Origin of the sequence: Pseudomonas sp. NPDC087358 (assembly GCF_044900785.1) — a bacterium.
Classification (GTDB): Bacteria; Pseudomonadota; Gammaproteobacteria; order Pseudomonadales; family Pseudomonadaceae; genus Aquipseudomonas.
Genome location: NZ_JBJDOA010000010.1, coordinates 100,720 through 121,443 on the forward strand (window position 1 = coordinate 100,720; position 20,724 = coordinate 121,443).

Here is a 20,724-nt window from a genome sequence, read left to right on the forward strand (position 1 = left end):
GATCAGCCGGGAGCGGCAAAGCGCCCCGGCTTCGAGTGGTCGATCAGAAGGTGTATTTCATCGAGAATGTGGCGTAGTCGCGGTCGGCATAGGGACGTTTGATCGGGTCGGCTTCCCCCAGATACCCGATGTACTTCAAGCCCACTTCCAGGTTGCTCAAGTACTTGAAGGTGGTGCCCATGCTCAAGCGTCGGTCACCTGCGACCCCGGAGATGCTCCCGGCCATTGGCGCAGAGCCGCTGAAGACGTCGGAGAAACTCAAAGGCACTTCCAGGTCCCAGCCCTGGAAAACCCCCGGATAACTGAACGATGCGCCGACCGTGAAGGCACTGGCGGACTTGGTGCGATAGCCGCCGCTGGTGCTGTAGGTGTAGTCATTGGAGGGCGCGACCAGACCCGCCACTGCGGGCACCAGGTTGTAGCCTTGCAAGTTGGCGGCGCCCGAGGTGGACTCGACGCTGTCGACCTGCACGCGGATGACTTCGGCAGTCAGCGTGGTCTGGCTGGCCCAGGGGCGGTCCCCCAGGATACGCATTGCCGACAACTGCATTTGCTGGCCTTTGCCCCTGGCCGGCACAGGACCAAGGCCGGTATTGACCATCACCGGCGCACCGTCACGATAAGACCATTCGCCGCCCAGTTGAACATCACCGACCTTGGTCGAGGCGCTGATGCCGGTCAGTTTGATGTCTTCGAAGTACTTGACCCGATAGCCGTTGGAAACAAACGCATAGCGTCCGCCACCCACGGGCAACGGATCGTATCCAACCAGCGCCGTGGCCGGATTCTTGTCGTGGTAGTTGACATGGAACAGCGACAACTCGATCGCCGGAACCGGGCGATAGCGCACCTGAACCCCCCATTGGCCGCCATCGCGCGGTTCGTCGGTGCCGCGATAGGCGATCTTCTGGCCATTGCTCAAGATGAACTCACGGCCTGGCCCGACCACGTCACTGGTCGACAGGAAGCTACCCACCGGCGGCAGTTCGGTGCCTTTCCATTCGTATTGCACGTACGCGCCGAAGGTCAAGCTCGGGTTGAGGCGATAGGAGCCGGAGAACTGGCCCACCGGCAACAACACTTCCTTGACCTCAACGCCCGGCTGCGATGCCTTGACCGCGTCCGAGGGGTTCTGAACGCCGTTCACGCCCGGGTAATACAGGCTCTCGCCCCAGGACTCGATGTGCCGCCCGGCCTTGACGTCGAGCATGGTGTCGTTGTCGAAGCTCCAGCCGCTGAACACATAGGCATCAAGCAGACGAGTGCGCCCGCCGCTGTAGTAGCGGGTATCGCTGGTGAACTCGTCATTCTTGCCCTGCTTGTTCACGGTAGCGGGCGAATCGTTATCGTTTTTGCGGTGGTAGACGTCGTCGTAAAAGGTGCTGCCTCGCACCACGGCGCCATAGTTGTCCTTGCGCAAGATCATTTCGCCCAGAGCGCCCACGCGGTTGGTGGTCAGGCTGCCGCGATCGAAGTTGCGGTTGGCATCGTCGGCATTGACCGTCTGCAATCGACTGCTTGGCTGGCCGGTACGCACGCCGACGCCATAGCTGGTGGTTACCGACCAGTCCATCGTCATGCCGTTGTCGAATTCGAGGGTGTCGCCAGCCCATACCGGCGTGGAACCGAGCGCAATCGCCGCCGCCAGACTGCTGATCTGAAACACGCTTGAAACCATGACCGTAGAGTTATTGTTGTTTTTCTTGATCACACTGACTCTCCTGTGCGGCAACCGGGTGGTTGCCTGGAATGTTCAACCCTGCTGCCGTGCTGCCCGTTCAAAACACCTTGAGGGGTGCAGCGGCACGCGCTGCCCCGACAGCGCGTCGGTAGCGATATCGCCCCTGCTCCTCTTCGCGCTCCAGCGACCCCTCTGCCAGCAGGTAGTTGGCATGCGCCAAGGTTTCGCCAAGCGCCATCAGTTCGTCGAAACGGCCCGACAACCTGGGAAACAACACAGCCACCAGTTCGAGCACGGTGCGCGGCTCGGCACAGCTGGCCAGCATCAGCGCCAGATGCGCGGCGTGGTGCGCCTGCAGCTGATCCAGACGCTGATGCAGATTGAAAAACGGCCGCTCGTGGGCCGGTAGCACCAGCACGCTGTCCGGCAGGGCGCGCAGCTTGTCGATGGAGTCGAGCCAGTCGCGCAGCGGGTCGGCATCAGGCTCGGTGGCGTGCACGCCGACGGTAGAGGTGATGCGCGGTAGCACTTGATCGCCGGAGATCAGCAAGGCGTCTTCGGCGGCGTACAGGCAGGCATGCTCCGGGGAATGACCGCTGCCGATGACCACCTGCCAGGTGCGCCCGCCGATCTGCAGAAGGCTGCCCTCGCGCAAACGGCGGTAATGGTTCAGGGGCGCTGGCAGGAAATGGGCGTTGCTCATCACCGCGAACATTTCCATGCTCTGGGCGTCGTCGACCCCGGCCTTGCGATAGAAATCGAGGAAATCCCAGCCCGGTGGCTGGTCGGCGGGAAACTTTACGTGCAGCGACTGGAACTCGCTCGCGGTCATGTAAACCGGGCAGTGGAAACGCTGCGAAAGCCATGCGGCCACCCCGGCATGGTCGGAGTGAAAATGGGTGCAGACCACCGCCAGAACCGGTAGCCCGGCACACACCTGGGTCAGTACCCGGTCCCAGACGTTGCGGGTCTGCTCGGTGTTCATGCCGGTATCCACCACGACCCAGCCATCGTTGTGACGCAGCAGATACAGGTTGATGTGGTCCAGGCGAAACGGCAGCGGCATACGCAGCCACCACAGGCCGGCTGCCACTTCAAGCACCTGCCCCGAATCGGGTGGCTGTGGCCAGGGATAACGCAGCCCGCTGCGCAGTTCGTGACCGTTGGCGTCCAGGTCAGTCATGGCTGGCCACCGCGAAAGGCGCCAGACCCAGCCGGGTCAGGGCTTCTGGTGAATAGGGCACATAGGTCCGCGCCTGATCATCGCGGATGAACAACGGATCGCTGCAACTGCTCGGGCAGTAGCCCTGGCGCTGCAGGTCGACCTTGCGCAGCTTGAAGCTGGCAGTCAGGTCCGCCGACTGCGTGACCCGCACGAACACCGGGGCGGCGTAACGCGGCAGGCTGGTTTCCGTCAACAGGTACAGGTCCTGCGGATCGAACGCCTGGCCCTGCTGCATCAGCACCGCGGCCATGCCGGCGCGGCCCTCATGGCCCGGGACCTGGACGCCGTAGACATTGATCAGCTCAAGGCCGGCGAGCTCACTCAGGGCGCCCGCCACTTCCAGGGTCGAAACATTCTCGCTTTTCCAGCGATAGGTATCGCCGATGCGGTCGACGAAATAGCAGTAACCGTCGGCGTCTTCACGCAGCAGGTCGCCGGAACTCCAATAGGCGTCACCGTCACGAAATACATTGCGACGGATCTTGCCTTCGGTCGCCTCGGCACTGGTGTAGCCCTCAAAGCGCCCGCCGCCGATCTGCGGGTGATCGACGATAAAGCCCATCGCCTCACCGATTTCGCCCACGTTGCAGACTTGATAGAAACCGTTTTCGTCCCGTGGATGACAGTCGTTTTCGATGTCGTAGCGCACCAGCCGCAGGTTGGTTTTGTTCCAGTCCGGCACCCGTCCGCAGGAACCGAAATAGTTATCGACGTTAATCACTGCGGCATTGGCCTCAGTGGCGCCCCAGCCCTCGAACACCTGGATCGGACCGAAGCGCTCCAGCCAGCGCTGCCAGGAGTCTGGCGACAGACCCGCGCCGAGCATGCAGCGCAGGCTGTGCACACGCTCGCCGGTGCGCGCCGGCTGATTGAGCAAGTAACGGCAGATCTCGCCGATGTACTGGAAGATACTGATCTGGTGCCGGGCCACATCGCTCCAGAACTCGCGCACGCTGAATTTGCGCCGTACCACAATGGCTGCACCGGCGCGCAGCGCGGTCGAGGTCACTGACGTGGCGGCCGCGCCGTGGTACAGCGGCAGGCAGCAATAGAACACGTCCTTGCACGTGGCTTGCAGAGTGATCTGCATTACATCGCCGGAGGACATCCAGCGCATGTGGCTGTAGCGCGCCGCTTTGGGCAGGCCGGTGGTGCCGGAGGTGAAAATCAGCAGGGTTGGGGTCTGCGCGTCGATGTGCGCGCGGATATCCCGAGGGAACGGCGTACGCGGTGCTTTTTCCAGGCGTGCATCGAAATATCCGTCGATGCCCTTGGGCAACGGTCCGATCCACGGGTTTTCCGGGTCGCGGATCAGCCAGCGCGCAAGCTCGGGAAAGCCTTCGGTGGCCTGTAGATTGGCCAGGCATTCCTCGCCGACCACCAGCACCTTGGCGCCAGTGGTGTGCAACGCATGCAACAGCGGACGACCGCTGACCTGAGTGTTGATGAAAGCCACCACCACCCCAAGCTTGACCAGGCCGAACCAGGTGCAGAAGAACTCGGGGCGGTTTTCCATCGCCAAGGCACAGACATCGCCGGCGCGCAGGCCATTGGCGTAGAAGGTGTGAGCCATCTGGTTGGCCCGGGCATCGACTTGGGCGTAACTGAGGGACTGCTCGCCATAGATCAGAAACGTGCGCTCGCCCAGATCATGCGCCCGTTGCTCCAGGCGATCGGCAAGGGTGTAAAAGTCGCCTGGCTTGATCAGCCCCGCCGCCGCAGAGCGTTGGTCGAGTAATGCCTGGGTCTGCTCGCGCGGCACCGGACGGCGCGGCAGGACGGCGGTCAACTCATTCAGGTTCATTGCGCCAGCTCCTGGGCGATCGCTTGAAAGGCGGGGTAATCCGAGTAACCGGCCGAACCCGGCGTGTAGAGGCTCTTGCGATCGAAGCGGCTCAATGGCAGACCTCGTTTCAGACGCTCCACCAGATCGGGGTTGGCGATGAAATGACGGCCGAACGACACCGCCGCGCCCTCGCCTGCTGCCAGCGCGGCACTGGCCGAGAGACCATCGAAACCGTCGTTGAGAATCAAGGGATGCGGGCTGTGTTCGCGTGCCAGGGTGAAGGCATCGAGATCGGTCAGCGGCGAGCGCATGATGTGCAGGTAGGCCAGGGACAGCGGCGCTACGGCCTGGCACAAAGCGGTTGCGGTGGCCGCTGGATCGCGGTCGCTTATATCGTTGTACGGATTACCAGGGCACTGCCGATAGCCCACCCGTCCTGCGCCAATGGCGCTGGCCATGGCCTCGATCACCTCTTTGGCAAAACGCACACGCGCGTCTGCATCGCCGCCGTAGGCATCGCTGCGCAGGTTGCTTTGCGAGGCCATGAATTGCATCGGCAGATAACCGCTGGTGCAGTGCAGTTCGACACCGTCGAAGCCTGCCTGGCGCGCATTCAACGCCGCCTGGCGGTACTCTTCGATGACCTCATTGATTCCTTCCAGGGTCAGCGCTTGCGGCTCATCAGTGTCGACCAGACCGTGGCTGTCGCTGAACACCTGAGTCAGCGCGCGCACCGGCGAAGGCGCCACGGTGGTTGCGCCTGCCGGTTTGTTGTGGCGGCTGGCGGCGCGACCGACATGCATCAGTTGCAGGACGATGCGCCCACCCTCGGCATGCACCGCCTCGGTGACCCGTTGCCAGCCTGCCATCTGTTCGACGCTGTAGATCCCCGGCGTGCGGCAATAGCCCAGGCCGCTGGCGGAGGGCGCGGTACCTTCTGCCACGATCAAGCCGGCACCGGCACGCTGGCGGTAATACTCGACCATATCGCTGCCGGGCACTGCATCGACGAGGGCACGGCTGCGGGTCATGGGCGCCATGACGATGCGGTTTGCCAGTTGCAGCTCGCCCAGGGTGACCGGCTCGAACAGGACGCTCATTGCAATTCCTCAGCTTCTGGTTGTTGTGTGGCTACCGGCGGCCGGCCACCGCGTGGCCAGACGCTGAACTGCCAGCGAATGAGGCCAATGATTGACGCTGAGTGCCAGGGAAACATCGTCCGACAAGACTAGGTGCGCTATCGTGAGCGGCAGCCTGCCGGCGGGTGAAAAATGGTCTGAATGGACGATGAGAAAAACCCCGGACGGACCCAGCATCGCGTCAACCAGAACAAGACCGGGAGCACCCGCAGTGAGCCACTCAACCCCCGTGACATGGAGAACGCATTACGCGCTTTTCGTGCTCGCCAGCATCTATGTGTTCAATTACATCGACCGCCAACTGATGGCGATTCTGATCGAGCCGGTGAAGCATGAATTCGGCATCTCCGATACCGGCATCGGTCTGCTGTCGGGCGTCACTTTCGCGGTGTTCTATACCGTCTTCGGCTTTCCGCTGGGGCGTCTCTCGGACCGCATCGGGCGCAAGCCGGTGATCGCCTTGAGTTGTATCGCATGGAGCCTGATGACCATGCTCTGCGGCCTGGCCGGCAGCTTTCTGATCCTGGTGCTGGCGCGAATCGGGGTAGCGGTTGGCGAGGCCGGGGGCACCGCGCCCTCGGTGGCGATGGTCTCGGATCTGTATCCGGCGCATCGTCGTTCCACCGCCCTGGCGGTGCTGATGCTCGGCTCCAGCCTGGGCGCCATCGTCGGCCTGGGCCTGGGCGGCTGGATCGCCCAACACCACGGTTGGCGCTACGCGTTCTTGCTGATCGGCGCTCCCGGAATCCTGCTTGGCCTGCTGCTGGCGTTAACGGTGCGTGCGCCCAGGCGCGTCATCGCGCTGGGCAATGTTGCGGTGCAACAGGACGGTTGGCTCACCACCCTCGTCGAGCTGTTTCACACACCCTCCTTTCTGTGGCTGGTGCTCACCGGCGGCGCGGCAGCCATCGCCGGCTATGCCATCGGCACCTGGAGCCCGAGCTTCCTGATCCGTTCCCACGGCCTGAACATGCAAGAGGCCGGGTTTCTGGTCGGCGTGGTCGGCGGCACCGGTTCGACCGTCGGCACCCTGGTCTGCGGCATGCTCACCGACCGCATGGCGCGGCGCGATCCCGGCTGGCAGATCGGTGTGCCACTGCTGGGCACGCTGATCAGCATCCCCTTCGCCCTGGCGTATTTCCTCTGGCCGCAAGGCACGGCCTTCCACATCGGCAGCATTGCCGTGCCGCAAGCGTTCCTGTTCTACAGCGCCTTTGGCTTCTTTGGCGTCTGGTGGGCAACGCCGTGCATCAGTGCCATCACCCACCTGTTTCCGGCCACCCGACTGGCTCAGGCCACTGCCATTTTCGTCATGTCCATGACCTTGCTGGGCGTAGGTGTCGGGCCGCTGCTGGTGGGCATGCTCAGCGACTTCTTCGTCCCGACACTGGGCAGTGAATCGCTGCGCTATGCACTTGCTTCATCGGTGTCGTTGCTGGTGCTGGCGAGTGTGTTTCTGGTCATCGCGCTGCCCCGTTACCGCCAGCAGATGAAAAGCCCCGCCGCATTCCTGACACCGGCCCGGACCGCTACTGCCTGAGCCTTTCACGCATCACCGCGCCGCTGTGACCCTGCCAGGTCCGGCGGTTTTTTTTTGAGAATCACCCTGAGCACTCGCGCCGTACCGATCGGCAACGTGCTCGATCGCCGTGCCCAGTGCCTGGACAGCGGACAACGGGCAGCAGGCAACAGGCAACAGGCAACAGGCAACGGGTTGAAGCCGAGCTGTTTCGGGCTGCCCGGATCAAGTTACAAAACCCCGACCACTTCCTTGATCACAGCGCCCTGCCAGGCATCTGGCAGCAACGTATCAAGCTCTATGTTCGCGGCACGCCGCACACCACACCCCTGGTCAGCAACCCCGTCATCGACCTCGACGAAGCCTGGGCAGCGCAAGGGCTCGCCTTCGCAACACCATCCTGCAAGCCACGGACGCCCTGCCCCTGCAAGCTATCGCCGCCAGGCGCAACCTTGATGAGGCCGAACCGTAAATGGGGGGTCTGGCGGTTCAGCTTGGGTGCTTATTCACAGCGGGGGATGATGAGGAACACGAGCCGGCAGCTAATCTCGCTGCAGGGTGCAGGCCAATGACCCTAACGCGTCAAAGCACCAGCAGCACGGTGCAAGATCCGCTGAAAAAAAAGCCCCACCGGAAACCGGCAGGGCTGGGTTACAGCGGTTTGTGACCGGAAAAATCAGCGCCCGATAGCCCGCGCCGCGTCGGCGGTGTACTGGTCCGGGGTGAACTTGCCTTCGTTGAGGATCGGCCCTTTCTTCGCTTCGTTGGACATGCCGTAACCGGTGTACTGGCCAGAGTTCAAGTCCATGAAGAACTGCGACCCGGCCTGCCAGCCACTCATGTCAGGGTGGTAGTAATAGTTGATCATGGCGTGTTTCCACAGCTGCCCACGGGCATCGTAGTTGTCGGCCATCACGGCGTTCCAGGTGTCCTCGTCAATAAACAGCACACGCTTGCCATAGACATGGCGATAGCCTTCCTTCAGGTCCGCCTCCAACACCCAGACCCGGCGCAATTCATAACGCATGACGTCGGGATTGGGGTGATTGGGGGTGAGGATATCCGTGTACTTGAGCGTCCCGGCGTTGGGCTTGAAGGCGTTGGCCGGGCTGTAGATTTCACGCTTGCCGATGAGCTTCCAGCTGAAGCGCTCCGGTGAGCCGTTGAACAAACGGTCTTCGTCGACGGTCATGGTGCCATTGGTACCGATCATCGGCTGATCGAAACCGTAACCGGGCAGTTGCCGAACGCGCCGGGTCGATGGGCTGTAGGACCAGGCTTGTCGAGAATCAACGACGAAGTTGTACGGTTCGTGGGCAATGCTCAGGGTGCCGTTATCGCGAGCCGGTTTGAGCGTCATGTTGTTGCTCATCGCCTGAATCCTGCCGTCGGTATTGGGCTCGACGGTTGGCGAGTTGGCTTGCGAAAGATTGCGGGCATAGGCCCGTCCCCAGCCGATACTGCCATTGGGCAGGACCGAGGCCAGGTCAGTGGTTTTTTCCTCGGTGTAGGCACGTGCCGGCAGTTGGTGATTCCACAGCAATTCCATGCCGTTTTTAGGGAGCGGGAACGGCACCTGACCCAAACCCGTGAAACCTGCTCCGTCGTTGACCAGCTTGGCGTGCAGCGCGTTGTCCATCGCCCGTCGGCAGACGTAATCGGGATAGCGGAAGTCCCGATGGCCCGGATAAATATTCATCTTGTAGGTGGTTGGATATTTTTTCAGCAGGGCCTTCTGCCCCTCGGTCAGGTGCGCCTCGTACTGGCTCATGTTCTGCGCGGTGATGACCAGGATCGGCTTTTCGGCAGCGTAAGGATCGACCGGCTGGTCGCCGGAGAACTTCACATGATTCCAGCCCGGCACTTCACCCAGATACTTGCCGGTGTACGGCGGTATGGTGCCTTCGGCGTTCCCCGCCTGCTCGGCGCCGACGCAGGTCAGATCCTTGCCCAGCCTGGCCGCTTCCTGCGGTGACACTTGGGCGTGCGCATACCCGATCAGCCCGCCATGGGCTGTGACCGCGATTGCGAGCACCAGACCTGTTCTTGTTATTTTCATGTGTTGCCTCCTACGCTGATAAGGCTCTGTCGTGTGGGTCCATTGTTCGTGTTCCACCGGCCCCGACATCGTCTGGAAAGACTAAGCAGGCGTCATGCGCCCAATTTTTCCTGCAGTTGTGCCTTGAGCACTTTGCCGGTGGCGTTGCGTGGCAGTGGTTCGGGCACCCGATAGACCCGCGTCGGCACCTTGTAGGCGGCCAGGCGCTCGGCGATGAATGCGCGGACCTGTACCTCCTGGGGCAGCGCCCAAGCCTCGCCATACACCGCCAGTCCCACCGCCTCCCCCAGCAGCGGGTCGGCGATGGCGAATGCCGCCGCCTCCAGGACACCGGGCATATCCAGGACGCAGGTCTCGATTTCAGCCGCGGAGATGTTCTCGCCTCCGCGGTTGATCAGCTCCTTGACCCGGCCGGTGATGCTGAGAAAGCCCTCGTCATCGAGGTAGCCGATATCGCCAGTGTCGAGCCAACCGTCGCGCAGGCTTTGCGCAGTGGCCTGGGGCAGGTTCCAGTAGGCGCTCATCAGCGTCGGCGAGCGCAGCCAGATCACCCCGCGGGTGCCCGCCGGCTGTGGTTGGCGCGGATCGTCGCCGATGCGTATATCAACGATCGGCAATGCCCACCCCGCCGTCGTCGGCTTGTACACAAACATATCGCCGCCAATGGCGGCGCCGATGCCGTTGCTCTCGGTCAAGCCATAGCCGGCGCCGCCAACGGCATCGGGCTTGAGCTTGAGCATGTTGTCCAGCACTGCGCCGGACGAAGCGCCGCCGCCCAGTCCCAGGCCAAACAGGCTGGCGGTGTGTTCGGTGCCAAAACGCGGCGAGGCTAGTAACTGCTGCATCATCACCGGCGCGCCGTTGAACTGGGTGCAGCGTTCGTCGCGGATCAGGTCGATAGCGTGTTCGACATCCCACTTGTACATCAGCATCAAGCGACGCCCAGCGCCCAACGCCGACAGGAACTGGGCATGCAACCCGCTGACATGGAACAACGGAACAGCCGCCAGCGTGGTGGGCGGGTAGCCGCTGTTGATCACCACGCTGATGCGTTCGGGCGAACTCATGGCGCAGAATGCGCCCTGGAAATCCAGGGCGAACAGCGCCTGGCAGATGGCCCGGTGAGTGGACACGGCGCCCTTTGCCCGACTGGTGGTGCCGGAGGTGTAAAGGATCAGCGCGGGGGTGTCGGGATCGATCTCCAACGCAGGCAACGGCAGTGCCGGGGCGCTGAGCAGCTCGTCAAACCGCAGGCAGTACTCGGGCAACGATTGTGCCTGGGCGTCGACAACGATCGTGGCCTGCAACTCACGCTGCAGATAGTCACCCAGCGTATTCAGGCGCGCCTCGTCGCACAGCAGCAGACACGCACCACTGTCTTGCAGCGCGTACTGCAACTCGTCGCGCAGCCCCCAACTGTTGAGCGGCACGCACACCGCACCGCAGCGCAGGATCGCGGCGAAGGCCACCAGCCAGGCAGGCTGGTTACGCATGGCAATCGCCACCCGATCGCCCGGTTGCAGTCCGAAACGACTGACCAACTGCCCGGCCAGCCGGTCAACCTGATCGTAATATTGGTCGAAGGTCAGGCGTTGGGACTGCCAGACCAGAAACTCACGGTCGCCGTGCCGACGCCCGGCCTCAAGTACCTGCAGCAGGTTCTTGGCAGCGTGACGAAAAAAGCGAGGCGCGCCGTCATCCGGCGTCACCACTTCAAATGGCGCACCTGGGGCGATCAGTTGGCGCCACGCGTGTTGCCAGCGTTCAATGCTCATCTTTGCTTTCTCCAGAACAGCGCGCGTCGCACGCCCAAAGGCGTGCAACGGGACGCTGTTATTCGTTCAAGTGACATCCTCGGGGCAAAGCGGGTGTCAGGCGTGGGCCCCGTAGCGGGCGCAATGAAAGTCCCGATCACCCAGGCAGCTCTGCGCAACCCGCACACGCTTGAGGAACAGGCCGACATCCAGCTCGTCAGTCACGCCAATGCCGCCATGCATCTGTACCGCCTCATTGGCAACCTTGATCGCTGTGTCGCCGGCCTTCCATTTCGCCAGGCTGACCAGTCGGGCACGTGTGCCGGTATCCAGGCTGCTGTCGTCCAGGCTTGCCAATGCGGCCATCAAGGCACTGCGGCTGAGCTGCAGGTCGACGTACATCTGCGCAGCGCGATGTTGCAGGACCTGGAAAGTGCCAATCGCCGTGTCGAACTGCACCCGGGTCTTGAGGTATTGCAGGGTGGTTTCGAACAGGTGCTCGGCCATCCCCAACAGTTCCGCCGCAAGGCAGGTGCGTCCGCGGTCTAGCGCCGTCTCCAGCGCGCCCCAGGCTGCGCCCGGAGCGCCCAGCAGTGCCTCAGGCCCCAGGTGCACGTGGTCCAGTTGCAGGCGCGCGCTGTTGCGCGAATCGATCAGGGGCAAGGCGCTCACGGTCAAACCCGGGCTATCGGCCGGCACCAGGAACAGGCTGATGCCCTGTGTGTCCCCTGCCAGCCCCGAGGTGCGTGCCGCCACCACATAGGCATCGGCACCCAGACCGTCGACCACCCAGAATTTGTCACCGTGCAAGCAATAGCCTGCAGACTCGGCTTTCGCCTGGAGGGCCATGCGAGTCGGATCGTGGCGCGCGGACTCGTCCACGGCCAGGGCCAGGCGCTTTTCGCCGCCGATGACGGCTTGCAACCACCGCGTCTGTTGCGTGGAATTACCTGCCAGGTGCACCAGCGTCCCGCCGAGCACCACGCTGGACAACAACGGCGTGGCCGCGAGATTGCGGCCCAGGGATTCAAAGATCGGGCCCAGGCCCTTGCACCCGAAATCCAGCCCCCCGAGGTCTTCCGGAAACGGGATCGCGCTCCAGCCCAACTCGACGGCCTCTTGCCATAGCTGTGCATCGAAGCCCTGCCCCACCGCGTCATCGCGCAGCCGCCGTTGCGCGCTGACCGGGCTGCGGGCGGCCAGAAAATCCCCGGCGCTGTCGGCCAGCAATCGCTGTTCATCGCTATAACGCAGGCTCATGCGCTGACTCCTTTTTTCGCGTCGGGCAAACCCAGTACGCGCTTGGCAATGACATTGCGCTGGATTTCCGAGGCGCCGCCGGAAATGGTCAGCGCATAACTGTTCAGCCAGGAGCGGGTCACCGCCAGTTGCTGCTCGCTGAACGCCGGACTCTGCCAACCGAATGCGTGCCCGCCCATGGCATCGAGCAAGATTTCGAACTTGTCGCGCTCCTGCTCGGTGTGCACCAGCTTCATGATCGACATCAAGCCGCCGACGTCCTCGCCGGCTCGCGCCTGTTCTCCCATGCGCTGCACGGTCAGGTTGTAGGCGTGCTCATTCATCGCACAGGCTGTGGCCCGCGCCTGCAATGCGTGTTCACTCTGGCTCTGCGGCGCGGGGACGTACTCGCGCATCAGGGCAAGCAGATCAACGTGTGATGGCAGGCTGAATTCACCGAATTTCGACATCGCCTTGCGTTCGTGTTGCAACAGGTATTTGGCCAGGTCCCAGCCGCCGTTCAGCGGCCCGATCAACTGGCTCTTGGGCACTTTCACGCTGTCGAAGAACACCTGGCAGAACGCCGATTTACCGCTGATCAAATCGATCGGCTGCGCGGTCACCCCCGGGCTGCGCATGTCGAGCACGATCAGGCTGATGCCCGCGTGCTTCGGTGCGGTGAAATCGGTGCGGACCAAGGCATACATCCAGTCGGATTTGTCACCGTAGGAGGTCCAGATCTTGCTGCCGTCGACCACGAAGTGATCGCCAGCATCACGGGCGGCCATTTTCAGGCTGGCCAGGTCGGAACCGGCGTTCGGCTCGGAGAAGCCCTGACACCAACGCACTTGCCCGCGGGCGATAGGCGGCAGCAGATCACGTTTTTGTTGCTCGCTACCGAAAGCCAACAGCACGGGGCCGAGCATCCAGATACCCAGGTTGATCTGCGGTGGCCTGCACTTGATGCGGCGCATCTCGCTTTCCAGCACCGCCACCTGCTCGTCGGTCAAACCCGCCCCGCCGTATTCCTCAGGCCACTCCGGGCAGAACCAGCGCTGGTCACGCATGCGCTCGAACCACAGGCGCGCGTCTGCACAGGGAAACTGCGGGTTCTGACTGCCCCACACCACATCGCCTTCAGCCATGGCGGTGCGCATCGACAGCGGACAGTTAGCTTCCAGCCAGGCACGGGTGTCCTGCCGAAATTGCTCGATCGTGTTCATGGATGTCCCCTTCGACTCGCCCCGGGTTCGGCGCGAGCACGGTTTTTTTGTTTTGATGAACCCGCGTCAGCGTTGGGCGCGAGGCATGCCCAGGCCAAACTGGGCGATCAGTTCGCGCTGGATTTCATTGGTGCCCCCGCCAAAGGTCAGCGTGACCGAACAGCGCAATTCATATTCCAGCTCGCCCTGCAGCAGCGCCGCCGCCGAGCCGCTGCGCATCGAACCATTGGCGCCGACGATCGCTGCCAGCTTGCGCAGGATTTCGATCGCCGACTCCGAGCCGAACACCTTGGTGGTTGAACTGAGCGCCACATCCATGCGATCACGCTCCAGATCCGCGGCGATGCGCATGTTGATCAGGCGCATCGCTTCCAGCCGCGCATAACACTCGGCCAACGAGCTGCGCACCCAGGCCTTGTCCATCGCCCGGCGCCCCTGTTCGTCGCGTACCCGTGCCCAGAGGTAGACCCGGCGAAACAGCGCCACCACTTTGTCCGACCAGGTCCCAAGACCCAGGCGTTCATGATTCAACTGTGAGGTGATCAGCTTCCAGCCACCGTGCAATTGCCCCACCAGCATCTCGTCGGGCACCCGCACGTTGTCGTAATAGGTGGCCGTCGTGGGGATGCTGGTAGTGGGAATCAGCGTGTGGGAGAAGCCCGGCGTCGTGGTGTCGACGATCAGCAGGGAAATACCTTTGTGCCGGGCCTGAGTCGGGTCGGTGCGCGCCGCCAGCCAGACGAAGTCGGCCGATTCGGCACCCGAGGTCCACAACTTGTTGCCATTGACCACAAAACCTTCGGCGTCCTGGCGGGCACTGGTTTTCAACACGGCCAGGTCGCTGCCGGCATCGGGCTCGGAGTAGCCGATGGCAAACATGATGTCGCCGGCGGCGATACCTGGCAGAAAACGCTCTTTCTGCAATTCGCTGCCATGGGTCATCAAGGACGGGCCGACCGTGCTGATGGTGACGAATGGCAGTGGTGCCCCGGCGATGTTGGCTTCTTCGAAGAAGATCAACTGCTCGGTGGCGGCGTAACCCTGCCCGCCATGGGCTTTGGGCCAGCCCACCGCCAGCCAGCCGTCACGGCCCATCTGGCGGACGGTCTGGCGGAACAGTTCGCCGCCTTCCTTGCCGCGCAGCTGGTCGCGCATGGCCGGAGTCATCAGCGCCTGGAAATAGTCCCGCACCTTGTGCCGCAGGGCATGTTGTTCGGGTGTGAGGTCGACGAACATTCGCTACTCCTTAGGCTGCGCCGAGAATCAGGCCGCTGGTCGGTACGCCGGTGCCGGCAGTGACCAGCACGTTGTGTACATCAGGCACCTGGTTGACTGCCGTACCACGCACCTGACGCACCGCTTCGGCGATGCCGTTCATGCCATGGATATAGGCTTCGCCCAACTGCCCGCCATGGGTGTTGATCGGCAGTTTTCCGCCTCGGGCGTGATGGCCGGCGCGGATGAATTCCTTGGCCTGGCCGCGCTCGACGAAACCGAACTCCTCCAGCTGAGGCAGCACGAACGGGGTGAAGTGGTCATAGATCACGGCGGTCTGGAACGCATCGGGCCCCAGGCCAGACTGGCGATACAGCTCGCGGGCCACCACGCCCATCTCCGGCAGCCCGGTGATGTCGTCGCGGTAGAACGAAGTCATGCTCTGCTGGCCGTGGCTGATGCCCTGGGCGGCCGCCTTGATCGTCACCGGTTTCTGGCGCAGGTCGCGGGCCCGTTCGGCGGAGGTGATGACCATCGCCACGGCACCGTCGGACTCCTGGCAGCAATCGAGCAAGTGCAGCGGTTCGCAGATCCAGCGCGAGGCCTGGTGTTCTTCCAGGGTGATGGGCTTACCGTGGAAAAACGCCTGGGGGTTGGTGGCGGCGAAATCCCTCGCGGCCACCGCCACCCGGCCGAAGTCTTCGGAGGTGGCACCGTAGGTGTGCATGTAGCGCTGGGCGAACATCCCGACCCAGGCTGCTGGCGTATGAAAACCATGGGGCATGTACCAGCCATAGTTGACGTTGTCGAAGATCGGTGACGACGCAAAGCCGTAATTGCCGGTCCCGAAGCGATACCAGGAACGCTCGTTCATGGCGCGATAGACCACCACTACTTTGGCCATCCCGGTCGCCACGGCCATGGCGGCATGCATCACCGGTCCACATGCCGCTCCGCCACCATGGGGCACCTGCGAAAAAAACTTCACGTCCTTGCAGCCGAGCAGGCGGGCAATCTCGTATTCAGGGACCTTGTCCACCGAATAGGAACTGAAACCCTGGACCGCGCTCGGGTCGATGCCAGCGTCCTTGAGCGCGCTCAAGGTGGCCTCCATCGCCAGGCGCAGTTCGCTGCGCCCGGAGTTCTTGGAAAATTCGGTCGCGCCCAGACCAACGATCGCGGCACGCCCGGAAATCGATGAATCAGTCATCTGTGTCTCTCCGGCTGTCAGGGCAGGACCAGCGCGACAGTACCGGTCACGTGGTTACCCATTGAATTTTTGCCGCTCAAAGTGATTTCCACCGAACGGGTGTGCGCATCCACGCTGCTGACGCTGCCGCTGAAGGTCATGCAGTCGCCGGGGTAGTTCGGCGCGCCGAGCTTGATTTTCAGCGCAGTGAAGTGCGCCAGCGGCCCGGCCCACTGTTCGATGAATCGCTGCACCAGGCCGTTGGTGGTGAGGATGTTCATGAAGATGTGGGGCGAGCCCAGGGCGCGGGCCGCCTGCGCGTCGTGGTGGCCGGGGAAGTAATCGCGGGTGGCGATCGCGCCGCCGTTGATCAGGGTCACGGTGACAGGCACCGCCAGTTCCGGCAGCGTTTCGCCGGGGCGCACGTCTTCAAAGCGCTTGGTGTTCTTGGAGGTCATATTTCCATCCCAGCTTATCGTTATCGTTGAGCCAGTCGCCCAGGCGTTCCAGGTTTGCCGCCGAGCCACCCAAGGCCAGGCACAACCCGCGGCTCCAGTAGAGAAAACGGTGAATCGGATACGTCACGTCGACGCCGATGCCACCATGGACATGCTGTGCGACATGGCCGATGCGGTGCCCTGCTTCACACGCAAGCCAGGCAGCGGCCAGCGCTTCGCACGGTGCCGGCAAACCGGCGTCGATCCGATAGACCAGTTGCCACAACGCCGTGCGCACTGCCTCGATCGCGATATGGGTGTCCGCCATGCTCATCTGCACCGCCTGGAAGCTGCCGATGCTGCGTTCAAACTGCCGGCGCTCGCTGACGTAGCTGACGGTGCGGCGAACCTGCTCCTGGCTGACGCCCAGTTGCAGGGCGGCCAGTGCCGCGACGCTGCGCAGTTCCAGCCAGGCGACCGACTCGCTCGGCAGCAGAGCAGCGGCGCTCACCGTCAAGTCGCGCACGTGCAGGTCGGTGACCGCTTCGCCGTGAGTCAACACCGCCGACACCCGTTGCACCTGTGGCGCCGACAGGTCGAGCAGCAGCAACTGCGCCTGGCCCTCGACCTCGACCAGCACCAGTGCGGCCTGGGCCTGATCACCCCATGACAGGGCCGCCACCCGACCATTGACCGACCAGCGCCCGGCACTGCGCGTCGCTTGCAGCTCGATGCCCAGCGCACTGTTCAGGCCATCGACCGACAGACTCAGCAGTGCCTCGCCGGACGCTGCCTTGGCTATCCAGCCGGCACCGTCGCTGGCATCGAAACGGGCCAGGGTCGCGGCTGCCAGTTGATGGCGCCACAGCGGCACCTGCGCCAGGGCCTTGCCTTGCGCTTGCAGCACCAGCATCAGCTCGGTCATGCCCAGACCGCTGCCGCCGTACGTTTCGGGAATGGCCAGGGCATGCAGGCCGGTCTCGATACACAACGCCCACAACGGCGCCATCATCGGCTCGCCGCTGCTGTCCCACTGACGCATGAAATCGTCATGACAATGATCGACGAACAACTGGTCGGCCATCTGCGCGATAGCGCGCTGGTCTTCGTTCAATTCGAAATCCATGATGGCTCCTATGCCTCGACCGGCCGGAACAACGGCAGGGTCAATCGCTCGTCGAAGGTCTGGAACTCGACCTGCAGCGGCTGGCCGATCTGCAATTGCTCGCGCTCGACCCCTGCCAGCCCTGCGATCATGCGCACGCCCTCTTGCAACTCGACCAGACCGATGGGATTGGGGTAATCGAACGGCGGCACTTCGGGGTAATGCATCACCACGAACGAGTACAACCGGGCGCGGCCGCTGGCCTGCACGGTGTCCCAGTCGAAGCTATGACACTCGATGCACACCGGCGCCGGTGGGTGACGCAGGGTCTGGCAAGCGCAGCAACGCTGGATCAGTAACTGACCCTTGTCGCAGCCTTCCCAGAAAAATCGCGTGTCGTCGCTGATGCCTGGCAGCGCACGCTTGGGCCCGGCGGTCGCGGACTCCACCGGGGCCGGGGCCTCGGGCTGGGGCTGAGCATTGGCCGGGCGGAACTTGAACACGCGAAACAGCAACTCGCCCACGGGTTCGTCGCCACTCGCCTGTTCGACGAAATGACTCATCACCAAGGTGACGAAAAAACCGGTGCCCAGGGCGGTGGTTTTCTCCTCGCCAACCGAATCCAGGCGCGTGGTGTAGTAGAGCTTTTCACCCAGGCGCAGCGGACGGGTGAAGCTGAGCTCGGAGTTCACCGCCACGGTAGACGCATAACCATAGGCTTCCATTTCCTTGAGCACCTCGTAGGGGTTCTCGTCGGTGGAGCCAGGCGGATAGTTGTTGGCGTGCAGGCCTTCCATGGTCCACACCTGCAACATGGCAGGCGGGGCAATCAGGCCTTCGTGTCGGGTTGCCTGTGCAAAGGCCGGGTCGATGTACATCGGGTTATCCACGCCCATGGTTTCACACCACTGGCGGATCATCGGTGCGTTGACCTCGTCCCAGGCATATACGCGGCCGTACTGGCGCCCCACCAGGGCGCGCACATTGGATAGCAATTGTGGATCAGCCAAAGTCGTCTCCTTCGTATTGAAGGCGGCGACCGGACCCGGTCGCCGCAATAGGTCGATCAGGTGGGCAGAATTTGCGCGGCACCGAGGAATGCAGGGCGCTCACCGCCGCCATGCAACAACAGGTTGCAGCCACTGGCGTAACTGGCCAGTGGTGATGCGATGTACAGACAGGCATTGGCGATGTCTTCGGCCACCGCCAGGCGTGCAGCCGGGATACCGGCCGCGACCGCAGCGATACCGGCTTCGGTGCCGTAGTGCAGATGCGCCTGTTCGGTCAGTACCAGTCCCGGGCTGACCGTGACCACGCGCACCTTGGGGCCCCACTCCACCGCCAGCGATTGCACCAGCGCCAGCACACCTGCCTTGGCCGCGCCGTAAGCGGCGGTACCTGGCGAAGAACGCAAGGCACTGATGCTGCCGATGAAGACAATGCAACCGCCCTGCGCTTGCGCCTGCATCAGCCGATTGGCGTGCTGGGCGACATTGAGCGGCGCAATCAGATTCAGCCCGATGATACTTTCATGAAACCTGGGCGAGGCCGTTGCCGCATCGGCCGCAGGACTGCCGCCGGCGTTGTTGATCAACACATCGAGGCGGCCGAAATCGCGCTCCACTGTTGTGAACAGGCGTTGCAGCGAATCGTGGTCACGCACGTCGGTGGCGATGAAGGTAGCGCGCCTGTTACCCAGCGTCGGTACCTGTTCGGGTTCGCGCCGGGCGCAGACGATCACCCGTGCGTTGGCGGCCAGAAACCCCTGTGCGATACCGGCGCCGATGCCCTTGGTGCCACCGGTGATCAGCACCACCTTGCCGCTGTAATCAAGCCCGGAATGCAGCTCCATCATGTGCTCCTTTTCTTCGGATAAGGGTCACTTTAGGGACGAACCGGGGGGCAGACTACGTCTGAACGGACGATGAAAAATCAACCTGTCGGACAGGACACTGGCGGCCACTCGTAGCCTCTCTGCTCTGAAGGGATCCCCATGTCCGAATCACCCACAGCACCGGTTTTGCTTGAACGCCCCCTGCCCGGAGTGGCCCTGCTGCGCCTCAACCGCCCTGAAGCGAGCAATGCCCTGAGCCTGCCATTGCAGGCATTGCTGTCGCGCTACTTCAGCGAGTTGGCGATTGATCCCGATGTCCGTTGCATCATCCTCACCGGCGGCGACAAGGTGTTCGCCGCCGGTGGTGATATCAACGGCATGGCCGGTGTTGGCGCCATCGAGATCTACAAGCGTCACACCGAGCGGGTCTGGGGACCGATCCAGCATTGTCCGAAACCACTGATCGCGGCGGTCTGCGGCTATGCCTATGGCGGCGGCTGTGAACTGGCGATGCACGCTGATCTGATCGTCGCCGGGCGCAGCGCGCGCTTCTGCCAACCGGAAATCCGCATCGGCATCATGCCGGGCATTGGCGGCACCCAGCGCCTGGTACGGGCCGTGGGCAAGGTCAAGGCAATGCGCATGGCGCTCACCGGACAACCTGTCAGCGCCGAGGAGGCTTGGGTGGCCGGGTTGATCAGCGATCTGGTGGACGATGACCAGGTGCAGGCCCAGGCCCTGGAACTGGCGCGAGTCATCGCAGCGATGCCGGCACTGGCTGCCGAGCAGATCAAGGAAGTGATCCTGGCCGGCATGGACGCTCCGCTGGAAGCTGGCCTGGCCCTGGAGCGCAAGGCCAACGCGCTGCTGTTCGCCTCGCGTGACCAGAAGGAAGGCATGCAGGCGTTTATCGACAAACGCACGGCGCGGTTCGAAGGGCATTGAAGGAGGCGCGGGCAACCAACGCCCAGGGGCATTTGATTCTGGCCGAAGACTGTCACCGCAATGGCCGGACACCGCCCCGCTTCTGCCCGGAGGGCGTGGGAGTTGGCTTGCCGACGATCTGGCGCGAAGCGGTAGTAGATTCTGGAAACGTGCTGTACCTGACACGGCCAAGCTGTCTGGATTTACTGCCGGTGCCCGGCAGCTCGCGGGCAAGCACCGCTCCCACGGCCTGCGGCCAGAATCAAAAGCGCTCGGCGTATCGGTTGTAGAGGTTGGATCTCTGGGAGCGCAGCATCTAAGGTGCGATTCGGGATGCCCCGCTTTTGCCCGCAAGACAGGGAGCATGGCCGGACACCGCCCCGCTTCTGCCCGGA

At 63.2% G+C, this 20,724-nt stretch carries 16 protein-coding genes; 2 read left to right on the forward strand and 14 right to left on the reverse strand.

The annotated features are described in order from the left end of the window. Positions 1-43: 43 nt before the first annotated feature. From ACI2KS_RS21790 to ACI2KS_RS21805, 4 genes are all read right to left on the reverse strand, one after another. Positions 44-1,711 carry a DUF1302 domain-containing protein gene (locus ACI2KS_RS21790; protein ID WP_404623078.1) on the reverse strand — a complete coding sequence of 556 codons (1,668 nt, stop codon included), beginning with the start codon at positions 1,709-1,711 and terminating at the stop codon, positions 44-46. Between the two features lie 67 nt (positions 1,712-1,778). Further along, on the reverse strand, positions 1,779-2,864 hold the full coding sequence (locus ACI2KS_RS21795; RefSeq protein WP_404623079.1) for an MBL fold metallo-hydrolase: 1,086 nt from the start codon (positions 2,862-2,864) through the stop codon (positions 1,779-1,781). Next, the gene (locus ACI2KS_RS21800; protein ID WP_404623080.1) at positions 2,857-4,710 is read right to left on the reverse strand and encodes a long-chain-acyl-CoA synthetase; all 1,854 of its coding nucleotides are present in this window, start codon (positions 4,708-4,710) and stop codon (positions 2,857-2,859) included. The genes ACI2KS_RS21795 and ACI2KS_RS21800 overlap by 8 nt, the downstream gene beginning before the upstream one ends. Further along, on the reverse strand, positions 4,707-5,792 hold the full coding sequence (locus tag ACI2KS_RS21805; protein ID WP_404623081.1) for an alkene reductase: 1,086 nt from the start codon (positions 5,790-5,792) through the stop codon (positions 4,707-4,709). Before ACI2KS_RS21805 ends, ACI2KS_RS21800 begins: the two co-directional genes overlap by 4 nt. A gap of 250 nt (positions 5,793-6,042) precedes the next feature. Here ACI2KS_RS21805 and ACI2KS_RS21810 point away from each other — a divergent pair, with 250 nt between their 5' ends. After that, positions 6,043-7,371, forward strand: a complete 1,329-nt coding sequence (locus ACI2KS_RS21810) for a spinster family MFS transporter (RefSeq protein WP_404623082.1) — start codon at positions 6,043-6,045, stop codon at positions 7,369-7,371. Between the two features lie 655 nt (positions 7,372-8,026). Here the strand turns inward: ACI2KS_RS21810 and ACI2KS_RS21815 are convergent. From ACI2KS_RS21815 to ACI2KS_RS21860, 10 genes are all read right to left on the reverse strand, one after another. Continuing rightward, the gene (locus ACI2KS_RS21815; RefSeq protein ID WP_404623083.1) at positions 8,027-9,409 is read right to left on the reverse strand and encodes a DUF1329 domain-containing protein; all 1,383 of its coding nucleotides are present in this window, start codon (positions 9,407-9,409) and stop codon (positions 8,027-8,029) included. A gap of 92 nt (positions 9,410-9,501) precedes the next feature. Then, complete coding sequence (locus ACI2KS_RS21820) at positions 9,502-11,184, reverse strand: class I adenylate-forming enzyme family protein (protein ID WP_404623084.1); 1,683 nt, start codon at positions 11,182-11,184, stop codon at positions 9,502-9,504. A 96-nt stretch (positions 11,185-11,280) separates the two neighbouring features. Continuing rightward, positions 11,281-12,423: an acyl-CoA dehydrogenase family protein gene (locus ACI2KS_RS21825; protein ID WP_404623085.1), complete on the reverse strand. Its 1,143-nt coding sequence runs from the start codon at positions 12,421-12,423 to the stop codon at positions 11,281-11,283. Next, positions 12,420-13,625, reverse strand: coding sequence for an acyl-CoA dehydrogenase family protein (locus tag ACI2KS_RS21830; RefSeq protein WP_404623086.1), 1,206 nt, complete (start codon positions 13,623-13,625; stop codon positions 12,420-12,422). The genes ACI2KS_RS21825 and ACI2KS_RS21830 overlap by 4 nt, the downstream gene beginning before the upstream one ends. Before the next feature lie 66 nt (positions 13,626-13,691). Continuing rightward, the gene (locus ACI2KS_RS21835) at positions 13,692-14,861 is read right to left on the reverse strand and encodes an acyl-CoA dehydrogenase family protein (protein ID WP_404623087.1); all 1,170 of its coding nucleotides are present in this window, start codon (positions 14,859-14,861) and stop codon (positions 13,692-13,694) included. 10 nt (positions 14,862-14,871) lie between these two features. Further along, a complete protein-coding gene (locus ACI2KS_RS21840; RefSeq protein ID WP_404623089.1) occupies positions 14,872-16,050 on the reverse strand; it encodes a lipid-transfer protein in 1,179 nt (392 codons plus the stop codon). Between the two features lie 17 nt (positions 16,051-16,067). Next, complete coding sequence (locus ACI2KS_RS21845; protein WP_404623090.1) at positions 16,068-16,487, reverse strand: MaoC family dehydratase; 420 nt, start codon at positions 16,485-16,487, stop codon at positions 16,068-16,070. Further along, complete coding sequence (locus ACI2KS_RS21850; protein ID WP_404623091.1) at positions 16,459-17,592, reverse strand: acyl-CoA dehydrogenase family protein; 1,134 nt, start codon at positions 17,590-17,592, stop codon at positions 16,459-16,461. Before ACI2KS_RS21850 ends, ACI2KS_RS21845 begins: the two co-directional genes overlap by 29 nt. 8 nt (positions 17,593-17,600) lie before the next feature. Further along, entirely contained in the window at positions 17,601-18,581 is a 981-nt protein-coding gene (locus ACI2KS_RS21855; RefSeq protein WP_404623092.1) for a bifunctional MaoC family dehydratase N-terminal/OB-fold nucleic acid binding domain-containing protein, read from the reverse strand. 56 nt (positions 18,582-18,637) lie between these two features. Continuing rightward, entirely contained in the window at positions 18,638-19,423 is a 786-nt protein-coding gene (locus tag ACI2KS_RS21860) for an SDR family oxidoreductase (protein ID WP_404623093.1), read from the reverse strand. A 141-nt stretch (positions 19,424-19,564) separates the two neighbouring features. On the opposite strand from ACI2KS_RS21860, the gene ACI2KS_RS21865 reads away from it, so the two are divergent. Further along, entirely contained in the window at positions 19,565-20,350 is a 786-nt protein-coding gene (locus ACI2KS_RS21865; protein WP_404623094.1) for an enoyl-CoA hydratase, read from the forward strand. Positions 20,351-20,724: the final 374 nt, after the last annotated feature.

Bases quoted from the DNA above. Each gene is read 5' to 3' on its own strand.
- ACI2KS_RS21825 (WP_404623085.1), bottom strand. From the start codon at position 12,423: ATGAGCCTGCGTTATAGCGATGAACAGCGATTGCTGGCCGACAGCGCC.
- ACI2KS_RS21840 (WP_404623089.1), bottom strand. From the start codon at position 16,050: ATGACTGATTCATCGATTTCCGGGCGTGCCGCGATCGTTGGTCTGGGC.
- ACI2KS_RS21860 (WP_404623093.1), bottom strand. From the start codon at position 19,423: ATGGAGCTGCATTCCGGGCTTGATTACAGCGGCAAGGTGGTGCTGATC.
- ACI2KS_RS21835 (WP_404623087.1), bottom strand. From the start codon at position 14,861: ATGTTCGTCGACCTCACACCCGAACAACATGCCCTGCGGCACAAGGTG.
- ACI2KS_RS21815 (WP_404623083.1), bottom strand. From the start codon at position 9,409: ATGAAAATAACAAGAACAGGTCTGGTGCTCGCAATCGCGGTCACAGCC.
- ACI2KS_RS21800 (WP_404623080.1), bottom strand. From the start codon at position 4,710: ATGAACCTGAATGAGTTGACCGCCGTCCTGCCGCGCCGTCCGGTGCCG.
- ACI2KS_RS21820 (WP_404623084.1), bottom strand. From the start codon at position 11,184: ATGAGCATTGAACGCTGGCAACACGCGTGGCGCCAACTGATCGCCCCA.
- ACI2KS_RS21845 (WP_404623090.1), bottom strand. From the start codon at position 16,487: ATGACCTCCAAGAACACCAAGCGCTTTGAAGACGTGCGCCCCGGCGAA.
- ACI2KS_RS21805 (WP_404623081.1), bottom strand. From the start codon at position 5,792: ATGAGCGTCCTGTTCGAGCCGGTCACCCTGGGCGAGCTGCAACTGGCA.
- ACI2KS_RS21850 (WP_404623091.1), bottom strand. From the start codon at position 17,592: ATGGATTTCGAATTGAACGAAGACCAGCGCGCTATCGCGCAGATGGCC.
- ACI2KS_RS21865 (WP_404623094.1), top strand. From the start codon at position 19,565: ATGTCCGAATCACCCACAGCACCGGTTTTGCTTGAACGCCCCCTGCCC.
- ACI2KS_RS21795 (WP_404623079.1), bottom strand. From the start codon at position 2,864: ATGACTGACCTGGACGCCAACGGTCACGAACTGCGCAGCGGGCTGCGT.
- ACI2KS_RS21830 (WP_404623086.1), bottom strand. From the start codon at position 13,625: ATGAACACGATCGAGCAATTTCGGCAGGACACCCGTGCCTGGCTGGAA.